This is a genomic window from Pseudomonas fluorescens (genome assembly GCF_902498195.1).
Lineage (GTDB): Bacteria > Pseudomonadota > Gammaproteobacteria > Pseudomonadales > Pseudomonadaceae > Aquipseudomonas > Aquipseudomonas fluorescens_BU.
On the sequence record NZ_CABVIY010000010.1, the window covers coordinates 119,893 to 132,127 of the forward strand.

The 12,235-nt window shown below is 57.6% G+C and carries 10 protein-coding genes and 2 pseudogenes; 6 read left to right on the plus strand and 6 right to left on the minus strand.

Annotation, left to right across the window (positions count from 1 at the left end):
- Positions 1-129: 129 nt before the first annotated feature.
- From F8N66_RS30200 to F8N66_RS30210, 3 genes and pseudogenes are all read left to right on the plus strand, one after another.
- Entirely contained in the window at positions 130-417 is a 288-nt protein-coding gene (locus tag F8N66_RS30200; protein WP_224790535.1) for a hypothetical protein, read from the plus strand.
- Positions 332-550 (plus strand): annotated as a pseudogene (locus tag F8N66_RS31920) (anti-sigma factor); the annotation flags it as partial. The gene F8N66_RS30200 and the pseudogene F8N66_RS31920, both read left to right, overlap by 86 nt.
- A 159-nt stretch (positions 551-709) precedes the next feature.
- On the plus strand, positions 710-1,759 hold the full coding sequence (locus F8N66_RS30210) for an RHS repeat-associated core domain-containing protein (RefSeq protein WP_150773552.1): 1,050 nt from the start codon (positions 710-712) through the stop codon (positions 1,757-1,759).
- 93 nt (positions 1,760-1,852) lie between these two features.
- On the opposite strand, the pseudogene F8N66_RS31925 reads toward F8N66_RS30210, so the two are convergent.
- Positions 1,853-1,987: pseudogene (locus F8N66_RS31925) on the minus strand (formaldehyde dehydrogenase, glutathione-independent); the annotation flags it as partial.
- Between the two features lie 144 nt (positions 1,988-2,131).
- Here F8N66_RS31925 and F8N66_RS30220 point away from each other — a divergent pair.
- From F8N66_RS30220 to F8N66_RS30230, 3 genes are all read left to right on the plus strand, one after another.
- Positions 2,132-3,097: an RHS repeat-associated core domain-containing protein gene (locus tag F8N66_RS30220; RefSeq protein WP_150773553.1), complete on the plus strand. Its 966-nt coding sequence runs from the start codon at positions 2,132-2,134 to the stop codon at positions 3,095-3,097.
- Positions 3,098-3,220: 123 nt separating this feature from the next.
- Positions 3,221-4,258: an RHS repeat-associated core domain-containing protein gene (locus F8N66_RS30225; protein WP_150773554.1), complete on the plus strand. Its 1,038-nt coding sequence runs from the start codon at positions 3,221-3,223 to the stop codon at positions 4,256-4,258.
- 216 nt (positions 4,259-4,474) lie between these two features.
- Positions 4,475-5,563, plus strand: a complete 1,089-nt coding sequence (locus F8N66_RS30230; RefSeq protein WP_150773555.1) for an RHS repeat-associated core domain-containing protein — start codon at positions 4,475-4,477, stop codon at positions 5,561-5,563.
- A 150-nt stretch (positions 5,564-5,713) separates the two neighbouring features.
- Here the strand turns inward: F8N66_RS30230 and fdhA are convergent, their stop codons facing one another.
- The 5 genes from fdhA to F8N66_RS30255 all read right to left on the minus strand — a co-directional run bounded on the left by fdhA (position 5,714) and on the right by F8N66_RS30255 (position 12,227).
- Positions 5,714-6,913: a formaldehyde dehydrogenase, glutathione-independent gene (gene fdhA, locus F8N66_RS30235; protein WP_150705250.1), complete on the minus strand. Its 1,200-nt coding sequence runs from the start codon at positions 6,911-6,913 to the stop codon at positions 5,714-5,716.
- A gap of 174 nt (positions 6,914-7,087) precedes the next feature.
- On the minus strand, positions 7,088-7,945 hold the full coding sequence (purU, locus tag F8N66_RS30240; RefSeq protein WP_150773556.1) for a formyltetrahydrofolate deformylase: 858 nt from the start codon (positions 7,943-7,945) through the stop codon (positions 7,088-7,090).
- Positions 7,946-8,086: 141 nt separating this feature from the next.
- A complete protein-coding gene (locus F8N66_RS30245; protein WP_150773557.1) occupies positions 8,087-8,719 on the minus strand; it encodes a sarcosine oxidase subunit gamma in 633 nt (210 codons plus the stop codon).
- Between the two features lie 164 nt (positions 8,720-8,883).
- Complete coding sequence (locus F8N66_RS30250) at positions 8,884-11,901, minus strand: sarcosine oxidase subunit alpha (protein WP_150773558.1); 3,018 nt, start codon at positions 11,899-11,901, stop codon at positions 8,884-8,886.
- Positions 11,898-12,227: a sarcosine oxidase subunit delta gene (locus tag F8N66_RS30255; protein ID WP_150634432.1), complete on the minus strand. Its 330-nt coding sequence runs from the start codon at positions 12,225-12,227 to the stop codon at positions 11,898-11,900. The genes F8N66_RS30250 and F8N66_RS30255 overlap by 4 nt, the downstream gene beginning before the upstream one ends.
- Positions 12,228-12,235 lie beyond the last annotated feature (8 nt).

Consider the following 12,235-nt stretch of genomic DNA (forward strand, 5'->3'; position numbering starts at 1 on the left):
CCCTGGCCGATTCTCCCCAAAAGGATCACCCCCATGAAACGCACCTCGATCAAAACTCCGTTGATTGCCAGCCTGCTGACCCTGGCCCTTGGCGGCGCTTTCGCACTGAGCAGCGTGTGAGCGGCAACCATGAGCCCGGATAACGTGATGGTCGGTGGCCAAACCATGCTGCCGAGCAAGGACATCGTCGATAACGCGGTCAATTCCTCCGATCACACCATGCTGGTCGCCGCCGGCAAACTCGACATGGCAACCCTGGCCGGGAAGATCAAGGTTGGTGGCGGCAAGGCCGAACTCACCACCGTCGCGGGCGGCAAGCTGTGGGCGATGCGTGCTCTACAACCGCGACGATGCCCGCTACAGCGCCACCCTCGTCAGCGCCGACGCTCAGCCTGCGCTGAAGGTTCAGGCGCATGAGAACTACCTGCAAGTTGAGCCGCTGACGTTGGCGGCGATTGATCCGGGGCGCAGTCTGGAACCGAAGGATGGTTCGCCGACCGGGCAACCGACAGGACCGGTGTTGTATCAAGGGGCACTGGCTAAACTTTAAAGAAACAGAGAGCCATCTACAAAAAATTGTATGGGCTAAAAAAACACTAGATAACTACTCGAATCCAACTGAAACCTATCACTTCTGATCGTTACTAATTCCATCTGACTAGCACAGAGTTCCCCGTTGGACCAAAGGACACATCGGGAAGCTCAATCAATGCATTACAACCGCAAAACAATGATAAGCCACTATTATTACGATCCACTTGATCGACTAATCGCTTCTACTAATTGGAAACAAGCGAGCACTGAATACTTCTATTTGAAAGATCGCTTGGCTACCCAAATTCAAGGTACTGAACAACACTCAATTTACCAACATGGGGATCAACTGCTGGCGCAGCTCAACAGCAAGAACTATACAGTCGAAGCCAGTTTGATTGCCTCCGACCAACAACGTTCGGTATTGAGTGCACTTGATAACATTGGCCACCATCCTTGCACATACACACCTTACGGCCATCGCGACTCGCTCAGCGGTCAGCCAAGTCTGCTTGGTTTTAACGGCGAACAACCAGATCCGGTGACGGGTTGGTATTGGCTGGGAAATGGATATCGGGCGTTTAATCCGGTGTTGATGCGGTTTAACTGCCCGGACAGTTTGAGTCCGTTTGGGGAGGGTGGGTTGAATGCGTATGCATATTGCGTTGGCGACCCGGTGAATCGTGAAGATCCGACAGGTCATGTCAGCTGGCTCAGCTTGATGCGTAAACATTTTCCTCACGTCGTAGCCATCGCTGATAGAAAAAGTGTGCTACCCAACACTTTGGATAAAAGAAGTGCATTGAAAGCTGGTACTTCCAAAATAGTCGAGGCGCCCCCCTCTGCGACATACAAATCTCCCTCCATCAGGAAAACCAAAAGCTCGAACCACTTCACATCTAAAAAAACCGAAGCTCGGAACCCTGCCAATCAAAAAGCTATTACGCCGCAACAATCGCCTTCATGGACCTACTCAAAAAAAGGAGCCACATTCAAAAATGGCCTGACAGAGTCCGAACAGACAACGTTTGACACCTTCCAGAACCTTATAAAAAACCAGGGTCTATCACCGGCAGATGCTGCAAAAATGGCGGGCGACAGCAATTACAAACAACTCGACAACCGATTCAACATCTATCAAATCCGTCTTAGTCAAAAAAACAGAGTTCTGTTTGAAATTAATGACCTGAACGTAAAGGTAAGACAAGTGGGAGGACACACTTGAATCACCCAAGTTGAAATCGCTAAAAATATACCTGCAATAACCTAAAGACTAAAAAAGGGCGACATTAGGTCGCCCTTTCAGGGCTAACTGGCTTTACGCCGCACTAAACAACCTATGCGGATCAATCACAAACCTCTTCGGCACACCCGCATCAGACAGGCTGATCACCTGCACGCCCCCCACTTCGGCAATGTTTATGCGGTCCCACATGATCACCTGCATCAGCCTCGCCAACCAGACAACCAACGGGGCCGGTTCTCTATCAAGGTACGTTGGCGGCGCTGTGACCCTATCAACTCTGCTAGTAGGCAGTTCCGGCTGATTGCGCCAAAGTAACTCTTGAATCGACGGAGTTTTCCGGGAGCCCGGCCAATGCCACGTCAAAACATGAAATCGCTCTGCAGCTATCGGTATGACCCACTGGATCGACTGGTTGCATGCGCAACTTCGGCGCAGGCAAGCACCCAGCGTTTCTACCTGAAAGATCGCCTGGTTACTGAAGTTCAGGGCACGGTCAAGCGTTCGATCCTGCAGCACGAAGATCAACTGCTGGCGCAGCAACAGCGTCAGAACGGCACCTTGGAAACAGGTATGTTCGCTACGGATCAACAGCGCTCGGTGTTGAACGTGCGGGATATGAACCGACCCAATCCTCTGGCCTACACACCCTACGGGCATCGCGTATTAGGCAATGGTTTGCTCAGCCTGCTCGGCTTCAACGGCGAACGGCCGGATCCGGTGACGGGGTGGTATTTGTTGGGCAATGGATTCCGGGCCTATAGCCCGGTGTTGATGCGGTTTATCTGTCCGGACAGTGCGAATTTCAGTCCGTTTGGCAAGGGTGGGTTGAATGCCTATGCATATTGCGTGGGAGATCCGGTGAACAGGAGCGACCCGACGGGCCACTTTGGAAAGTGGTTCAGGCGATTTGCTAATCGACTGACACGCCGGCAAAGCCGAATTCGAGTGAACCCGTCCAAGGGTGTTGCCGATAAAACTCCCGTAAAAGTCGTCCCACCTGAAGGACCTCAGGTCGCTGCCACGCAACGGCCTCAACTCCCAGGAAATGCTGTTGCAAGGCTGAATGAAAACATTCCCCAACAGCCCCCTCCTTCTACACCACCGGTCCCGAGAGGAAATTCAACCCCCACCAGTACTACACCGAATAGAGCGCCAGTAACAGTGCAAACACTGATAGACGTTAGGCGTTTTGAGTTGCGGCGCTACAGGTTAACCCTGGAACATAATCCAGACATGCCGTACGACTTGCGCAATAAACATGAGGTCTATCACGACAACATGATGAACACACTTAATCAGCAATTACTTGATTTATAACGCGACTGCTCTGCGGAACAGTGGAACTTGACTGCTGTGAGCGTATTTGACTATCAGATCTGCTAGTGGGCAAAGCCCGAGGATTGCGCGACAGTGAAGCGAGGATCGATCTGGGGCGCCACCATGCCGCGTAACCTCATCTTGGTTAAACATCAGTACGACGCTCTGAATCGACTGGTCGCCAGCACAGCTTCGGCGCAAGACGCCGACCTGCGTGTTTACCGCAAAGATCGTCTGGTCACCGAGGTTCAGGGCCCAGTGAAGCGTGGGATCCTGCGACACGAAGATCAGCTGCTGGCGCAGCAGCAGCGCCAGGGCAACACGGCGGTGGAGACAGCTCTGCCAACCACTGATCAACAGGGCTCGGTGTTGGGCGTTCAGACCGCCACCCAACTTCATCCTCTCGCCTACACACCTTACGGTCATCGCCCGCTCGGCAACGGTTTGCTCAGTCTGCTCGGCTTCAATGGTGAACGGCCGGATCCGGTGACAGGGTGGTATCTGTTGGGGACTGGATACCATCGTCCGTTCAATCCGGTGTTGATGCGGTTTAACAGCCCGGACAGTTGGAGTCCGTTTGGGGAAGGCGGGGTGAATGCCTATGCATATGGCCTCGGGGACCCTACCAATCAGATAGATAAGTCAGGTCATGCGCCTACATTCATTAGTACGTTGATGAACTTTCTGGGGATTAAGCCTGGCAATGGATTTAAACGCCTTTCTACCAGCACGACCCGTTCGAGCGTTACACAACTCGCGCGCCCAAATAGCGCGACCGGTTTAATCGACCTTGGATTCGAAGGCGCGGAGGACGCAACGGGAGCCATTTCAACGCCGCGGGCGGGGCTCGGTGACGGGTCTCTTCAGCACCAGCCGGCGTCAAAAATCCCGAAAAAAATACGAGACAAACAATCTAAATTAGACCGAGCAAAATCCAAATTAGAAAAAACGAACACCCAATTAAGCACAGTGCGAAATTCGTTGACATACAAACTCAACGCCAGCTACAAACCAAGTTTCGAAGTACAAAATATCTTAGATAATGCAGAGACTCGAGCTCTTGCTCGAAAACAGCACCTGACAAATAAAATCAAACGCCTGGAATCCGAGCTAGCCCCCTATTCCGCCAGCACTCAAAACTCAAACATCAGGAGTAAATAATACGGCTGATGCCGCCCAATCTACTTCAGAAAGTATCTAAGCCACACTAAGCACCTTATGCGGCTCAATCAAAACCTATTCGTCACGCTTGCACCGATTGGCGGTTGCAGTCCATCAGCGCAAGCGCCGCGATCATCAATAACTATCACATCTGATAGTAGGCATCGCCCAGGGATTGCGCGACAGTGAAACCCTGAATCGACCCGGAGCCCAGCCATGCCGCGCACTCTCACTCTGGTTCAACATCAATACGACGCACTGAATCGGCTGGCCGCCAGTACACCTTCGGCACAAGACACCGCCCTGCGCTTTTACCGCAAAGATCGCCTGGTCACCGAGGTTCAGGGCACAGTCAAGCGCGGTATCCTGCGGCACGAAAATCTGGTGCTGGCGCAGCAACAACACCGGTGTAGCACGGCTGCGCAGAAAGGCCTGCTCGCCACTGATCAACAGGGCTCGGTGCTGAGCGTACAAACCGCCACTCAACTTCATCCCCTCGCCTACACACCTTACGGTCACCGTTCGCCCGCCAATGATTTGCTCAGCCTGCTCGGCTTCAATGGTGAATTCCCGGATGCTGTGACGGGGTGGTATTTGTTGGGGACCGGGTATCATCGACCGTTCAATCCTGTGCTGATGCGGTTTATCTGCACGGATAGCTGGAGTCCTTTCAAGGAGGGAGGATTAAATACGTATGCGTATTGTGAAGGTGACCCGGTAAACCAAAAAGACCCCGAAGGTCATATGTCCGTGAAGCAGCTAGTGGCACTTTTCGATGCAAAACAAGCGCCCCAATCACTTCCTACTGTAAATCCATCGAGAGCAAGGGGAGGAATGCCAAAAAAAATAAATAAACTAGCGACCGACATACTCACTTACGAGGATACTTCCTCTAGCGGCAATCTAAGGCTCACGATCGATGCTCACGGCGTAAAAGCACCGGGGTCAAAAGCATTCATGGTGCATAACGGGGGAAACCTTTTAAATCCAAAACAGCTTCACGCAAAATTGCTCTCAAACGGGATCAAGCTGGACAGTTATAACAGTCTCCGTCTATTAGTCTGCGATAGCACCACTTACGGAACTAAGTCATTCGCAGCTTCTTTTGCCAAAATAACCAGCAAGCCCACCAAGGGATATATTGGCACCGTAACACCTTTAAAAAACAGGGATCTAAGAGATATTCTCGGAATAATTCGTCTGGGAGAGGCAAAACGCAACGTAGAACGAATTGGTTCAATTATTGATAAAACCGGGAACTTCCAGCCTGTAAAATTTACGAAATCCGGAAAAATTATCCCATGAGTGCATGGCAAACAAATCATCAAAACATTGAAATGATTGCCACCGGCTTCGGCGATGTCGATGCGATCCCTGCCAACATAAACCGATCAATACGTTGAAAGCCTTAAACAAAAAGGCGGCTTCCGCCGCCCTTCTGCTTTGCTAATACCCTTACGCCGCACTAAACAACTTATGCGGATCAATCACAAACTTCTTCGGCACGCCCGCATCAAACTCGCCATACCCCTCAGGCGCCTGATCCAGGCTGATCACCTGCACGCCCACCACTTCGGCAATGTTGATGCGGTCCCACATGATCGCCTGCATCAGCTGGCGGTTGTATTTCATCACCGGGGTCTGGCCGGTGTGGAAGCTGTGGGATTTGGCCCAGCCGAGGCCGAAGCGGATGCTCAGGCTGCCCATTTTCGCGGCGGCGTCCACGGCACCCGGATCTTCGGTGACGTACAGGCCGGGGATGCCGATTTTTCCGGCCACCCGTACCACGCCCATCAGCGAGTTGAGGACGGTGGCCGGGGCTTCGTGTTTCACGCCGTCGTGGCCGTGACCACGGGCTTCGAAGCCGACGGCGTCGATGGCGCAATCCACTTCCGGTTCGCCCAGCAACGCGGCGATCTGTTCGTGCAGCGGAGTGTCGAGGGAAAGGTCGGCGATTTCGAAGCCCTGGGCCTTGGCGTGGGCCAGGCGCACGGTGTTGACGTCACCGACGATCACCACCGCCGCACCCAGCAGGCGAGCGGAAGCAGCAGCCGCCAGGCCGACCGGGCCGGCACCGGCGATGTACACGGTACTGCCAGGACCAACGCCCGCGGTCACGGCGCCGTGGTAACCGGTGGGCAGGATGTCGGAGAGGCAGGTCAGGTCGCGGATTTTTTCCATCGCGCGATCACGGTCCGGCAGTTTCAGCAGGTTGAAGTCGGCGTACGGCACCAGCGCGTATTCAGCCTGGCCGCCGGTCCAGTCGCCCATGTCGACGTAACCATAGGCACCGCCCGGGCGAGCCGGGTTAACGCTCAGGCACACGCCGGTGTGCATTTCCTTGCAGGAGCGGCAGCGCCCGCACGCCACGTTGAACGGTACGGACACTAGGTCGCCAATTTGCAGGTTTTCGACGTCGCGGCCCTTCTCGATCACTTCACCGGTGATTTCGTGACCCAGGACCAGACCGGTTTGAGCGGTGGTACGACCACGCACCATGTGCTGGTCGGAACCACAAATGTTGGTGGACACCACGCGCAGGATGACGGCGTGCTCGATCTTCCTGCCGCGCGGGTCCTGCATTTTCGGATAGTCGATTTTCTGTACTTCGACCTTGCCAGCGCCGAGATACACCACACCACGATTGCCAGACATGCTTTCACCTCGCTGTTGTTTTTATGGATCCGCGTTGCCCAGGCAGGCAGCGCGTTAAGTGCTCGGGTACAGATGCTGTTTCTTGTGTTGCTTGTCAGGGCCTCTTCGCGAGCAAGCCCGCTCCCACATTTGACCGCGTCCTCCTGTGGGAGCGGGCTTGCTCGCGAAAGCGATCTAAAGAACGACCGTGCGATTGGCGTTCAAGAACACCCTTCTCTCAATGTGATAACCCACCGCCCGCGCCAGGGTCAGGCCTTCGATATCCCGCCCCTTGGCAATCAGGTCTTCGGGGTAATGGCTGTGATCCACCACCTCGACGCCCTGGGCAATGATCGGCCCTTCATCCAGGTCGTTGTTGATGTAATGCGCCGTGGCGCCGACCAGTTTCACGCCCTTGTTGTAGGCCTGGTGATAGGGCTTGGCGCCTTTGAAACCCGGCAGCAGGGAGTGGTGAATGTTGATCGCCTTGCCATCGAGCTTGCGGCACAGCTCCGGCGACAGGACCTGCATATAGCGCGCAAGGATCACCAGTTCGGCACCGGCCTCTTCGATCACCTGCAACACCTGACGCTCCTGCGACGGTTTGTCGTTCGGGTCCAGGGGGAAATGGTAGTACGGAATCTGATGCCAGTCGGCCAGCGGCTTGAGGTCCGGATGGTTGGAAACCACGGCGGCCACGTCCATCGACAACTGGCCGATACGCTGGCGGTAGAGCAAGTCGTTAAGGCAGTGATCGGCCTTGGAGACCATGATCACCACTTTGGGCCGATAGTGCGGCGGGGTCAGCTCGAAGATCATGCCGAAGGCTTCACCGCGCTCGGCCAGGCCCGCGCGAAATGACTGCTCGTCGAAGCCGTCAGGCTGGCGAAATTCCACGCGAATGAAGAAACGGCCCGAGAGCCGATCGTCGAAGGAGTGGTGTTCGGTGACGTAGCAGCCCTGCTCGAACAGAAAGCGGGTCACCGCGTCCACCGTGCCGAGCACGCTGGGGCAGTCGGCGGTCAGAATCCATGTGTCTGGGGCGCGGCTCATAGTGCGGTGACTCCTGAAACATTGATAGTCGATGCAACACCTTGTGGGAGCGGGCTTGCTCGCGAATGCGGCGTGTCAGTCACCTTGATGCCAACTGACCCACCGTATTCGCGAGCAAGCCCGCTCCCACAAGGAGGAGTGTCAGTCCTGGACGCTCAGGCCGAACTCGGCGGAAGCATCCTGCAACCACAACCACCAGTAATCCGAGAAGCTGCGGCGGATCAGCAGTTCCCAGGTGTCTTCGGCGGTGTGGCGGATCACCAGTTGCGACTTGGCGAACACCGTACCGACCGCCTTGCCCACCGGGAAGTTGTTGGGGTGCACGTCGTAGCTGGTGGATTTCATCAGCACCTGGCGCACGTTCGGGCCGCTCAGTTCGAGGATCTGCTGGCCGCCGCTGACGTTGACGATCTGGATGTGCAGGTCGCCCAGCGCTTCACGCAGCTTTTTCTCCGCGGCGAACTCTTCGCCGGTCGGGACAATCAGCAGCCACTCGTCCGGGCCCATCCATTGCAGGCTGGTTTCACCCTTGACGATGACGGTCAACGCACTGGGCAATTCGATGCCCAGGGCCTTGTGCACGCCGGCGGCGAACGCGGCATCGTGGCCATCGCCACGGATCGTCAGGTGGCCCAGGAGTTTTTTCTCGCGCACGGTCACGCCGGCGCTCTTGCGACCCTTGCCCACCAGGCTGGCGAGGTCGGCGTGATGCAGCGACGACTCGGCCTTGGCCCCGGAGGTTGGGCGTTGTTGGTAAACATTGGCTGCGGTCATAAAGCACCTTTCCTGAATTCTGTTGGTTCCGGCCCTTGTGGTGGCTGTACCGCCGCCTTCGCGAGCAAGCCCGCTCCCACATTCGACCGCATTCCCCTGTGGGAGCGGGCTTGCTCGCGAATGGGCCGACTCGGTGTCATGCCCATCCACAAGCACTGAAGCCACTAAACGTTCTGGCGCTCACCCTTCGGATCGAAGAACACCGAAGAAACGATTTCCGCCTCGATCACGCTGCCGTCCGCCAGTGGCGCGAACACACGCTCACCCATGCGGTTGAGGCCGCCCTTGACCACGCCCATGGCAAACGAATAGCCCAGGGAGTTGTGCAGGTAGCTGGAAGTCACGTGACCAACCATGGTCATCGGGATCGCCTGTTTGGTGTTGAACACCAGTTGCGCACCTTCCGGCAGCCACTTGTTCGGGTCGATCGGCTTGAGGCCGACCAGCTGTTTACGCTGATCACGCACGCAGTCTTCACGGTTCATCCCGCGCCAGCCGATCCACGAGAACGGTTTGGTGCGACCGACACACCAGCCCATGTTCAGGTCGTCCGGGGTCATCGAGCTGTCAGTGTCCTGGCCGACGATGATGAAGCCCTTCTCGGCCCGCAGCACGTGCATGGTTTCGGTGCCGTACGGGGTCAGGTTGTATTTCTTGCCGGCGTCGACGATTTTCTCGAGCACGCCCATCGCGTAGTCGGCTTGCACGTTGACTTCGTACGACAGCTCACCGGTAAACGAAATCCGGAAAATCCGCGCCGGCACGCCACCGACCAGGGCTTCTTTCCAGGTCATGAACGGGAAGGCTTCGTTGCTCAGGTCGGCGTCGGTGACTTCGCTGAGCAGCTTGCGGCTGTTCGGCCCGGACAGGGTCATGGTTGCCCAGTGATCCGTCACGGAAGTGAAGTACACCTTCAGCTCTGGCCATTCAGTCTGCGAGTAGATTTCCAGCCATTGCAGCACGCGTGCAGCGCCGCCGGTGGTGGTGGTCATCACGAAATGGTTGTCGGCGAGACAGGCGGTCACGCCGTCGTCGAACACCATGCCGTCTTCTTTACACATCAGGCCGTAGCGCGCCTTGCCCACGTCGAGCTTGGTCCAGGCGTTGGTGTAGATGCGGTTGAGGAATTCGCGTGCATCCGGGCCCTGGATGTCGATCTTGCCCAGGGTCGAGGCGTCCAGCAGGCCGACGCTGTCGCGCACGGCTTTGCATTCGCGTTTCACGGCGGCATGCATGTCTTCACCGGATTTCGGGAAGTACCAAGGGCGCTTCCACTGGCCGACGTCTTCGAACTCGGCGCCGTTTTTCAGGTGCCACTGATGCAGCGCGGTGTAGCGCACCGGCTCGAAGATGTGCCCACAGTGACGACCGGCCACGGCGCCGAACGTCACCGGCGTGTAGTTCGGACGGAACATGGTGGTGCCCATCTGCGGGATGGTCACGTTCAGCGAACGGGCGGCGATGGCCAGGCCGTTGACGTTGCCGAGCTTGCCCTGGTCGGTGCCGAAGCCTAGCGCGGTGTAGCGCTTGACGTGCTCGACCGACTCGAAGCCTTCGCGGGTCGCCAGTTCGATGGCGGCGGCGGTGACGTCGTTTTGCAGGTCGACGAATTGCTTCGGTGCCCGTGCGGTGTTCTTTTCGTGTGGCACCTGGAACAGCGCCAGGGTCGGCTCTTCCAGACGCGACAGGGCTTTGGGCAGAGTCGCTTCGACCACACCGAAACCGGCTTCGCTGGCGGCGCGCACGCCCCCTTCAAAACCATCGGCCAAGGAATCGGCCAGACCGTAGACGCCGTTGATGCCACCGACGCACACGCGTTTCTGCGGTGCTTCGCCCGGAACGAAACCGAGGATGTCTTCACGCCAGGTCGGCTTGCCGCCCAGGTGCGAAGCCAGGTGAACCACCGGGCTGTAGCCGCCGGAGCTGGCCACCAGGTCACACTCCAGCCATTCGCCCGGGCTGGTGACTTTGTGCCCTTTCACATCAATGGCTGCAACGCGGGCAGCGGTGACGTGCTTGCTGCCACGGGCCTCGATCACGGCGCTGCCGGTGAGGATGCGGATGCCCTTGGCGCGTGCTTCTTCCACCAGCGCACCGCGCGGGTTGCTGCGGGCGTCGGCGATGGCCACCACTTGCAGGCTGGCATCCAGCCAATCCAGGGCCACGCGGTAGGCGTGGTCGTTGTTGGTGCTCAGCACCAGCTTCTTGCCCGGTGCCACGCCGTAGCGGCGAACGTAAGTCGAGACCGCGCCAGCGAGCATGTTGCCCGGCACGTCGTTGTTGCCGTACACCAGCGGACGCTCGTGGGCGCCGGTCGCCAGGACCACGCGCTTGGCGCGGACACGGTGGATGCGCTGACGCACCTGGCCAATCGGTGCGCGGTCGCCGAGGTGATCGGTGAGGCGCTCGTGAATGGTCAGGAAGTTATGGTCGTGGTAGCCGTTGACCGTGGCGCGCGGCAACAGCAGCACGTCCGGGGTGTTCTTCAGCTCGGCGATGACGCTGGCGACCCACTCGGTCGCAGGCTTGCCGTCGAGGCTTTCGCGGGAGTCGAGCAGGCTGCCGCCGAACTCTTCCTGTTCATCGGCGAGGATCACCCGGGCGCCGCTGCGCGCAGCCGCCAGTGCAGCCGCCAGACCCGCAGGGCCAGCGCCGACGATCAGCACGTCGCAGTGCTGGTTCATGTAGTCGTAGGTGTCCGGATCGTTCTCGGTCGGCGAGCGGCCAAGACCGGCAGCCTTGCGAATGTACTTCTCGTAAGTCATCCAGAACGATTGCGGGTACATGAAGGTTTTGTAGTAGAAGCCCGGCGGCATCAGCTTGCCGCCGACCTTGCCGAGAATCCCCATCATGTCGTTGTTCACGCTCGGCCAGCCGTTGGTGCTGGTGGCGACCAAACCTTGATACAGCGCTTGTTGCGTGGCGCGTACGTTCGGGATTTGCGTGGCTTCGGTGGCGCCGATCTGCAGCACTGCGTTCGGCTCTTCGGCACCGGCGGCGAAGATGCCTCGCGGACGGGAGTACTTGAAGCTGCGACCGATAATGTCGACGCCGTTGGCCAGCAGTGCAGCGGCCAGGGAGTCGCCTTCGAAGCCTTTGTAGCTCTGGCCGTTGAAGGTGAAGCTCAGGACTTTGTTGCGGTCGATCCGTCCGCCGTTGGACAGGCGATTGATCTGGCTCATACCTTCTCTCCCAGAGCCGTCGTAGCCGCTTTCGAGCTATCGGTCTTGTCGGTGAATTGTGGCTTGGTGCCGATCTTGTAGGTTTCGAGAATCTCGTAGGTCACGGTGTCGCGGGTGACGTTGAAGTACTGGCGGCAGCCGGCAACGTGATCCCACAGCTCGTGGTGCAGACCGCGCGGGTTGTCGCGGAAGAACATGTAGTCGCCCCACTCCTCGTCGGTGCAGCTGTTCGGGTCCAGTGGACGCGGGATGTGCGCCTGGCCGGAGGCGTGGAATTCCTCTTCGGAGCGCAGTTCGCCGCAGTGAGGACAGAAGATATGCAACATGGTGGATT

Bases quoted from the DNA above. Each gene is read 5' to 3' on its own strand.
- F8N66_RS30250 (WP_150773558.1), bottom strand. From the start codon at position 11,901: ATGAGCCAGATCAATCGCCTGTCCAACGGCGGACGGATCGACCGCAAC.
- F8N66_RS30210 (WP_150773552.1), top strand. From the start codon at position 710: ATGCATTACAACCGCAAAACAATGATAAGCCACTATTATTACGATCCA.
- F8N66_RS30220 (WP_150773553.1), top strand. From the start codon at position 2,132: ATGCCACGTCAAAACATGAAATCGCTCTGCAGCTATCGGTATGACCCA.
- F8N66_RS30230 (WP_150773555.1), top strand. From the start codon at position 4,475: ATGCCGCGCACTCTCACTCTGGTTCAACATCAATACGACGCACTGAAT.
- F8N66_RS30200 (WP_224790535.1), top strand. From the start codon at position 130: ATGAGCCCGGATAACGTGATGGTCGGTGGCCAAACCATGCTGCCGAGC.
- fdhA (WP_150705250.1), bottom strand. From the start codon at position 6,913: ATGTCTGGCAATCGTGGTGTGGTGTATCTCGGCGCTGGCAAGGTCGAA.
- F8N66_RS30255 (WP_150634432.1), bottom strand. From the start codon at position 12,227: ATGTTGCATATCTTCTGTCCTCACTGCGGCGAACTGCGCTCCGAAGAG.
- F8N66_RS30245 (WP_150773557.1), bottom strand. From the start codon at position 8,719: ATGACCGCAGCCAATGTTTACCAACAACGCCCAACCTCCGGGGCCAAG.
- purU (WP_150773556.1), bottom strand. From the start codon at position 7,945: ATGAGCCGCGCCCCAGACACATGGATTCTGACCGCCGACTGCCCCAGC.
- F8N66_RS30225 (WP_150773554.1), top strand. From the start codon at position 3,221: ATGCCGCGTAACCTCATCTTGGTTAAACATCAGTACGACGCTCTGAAT.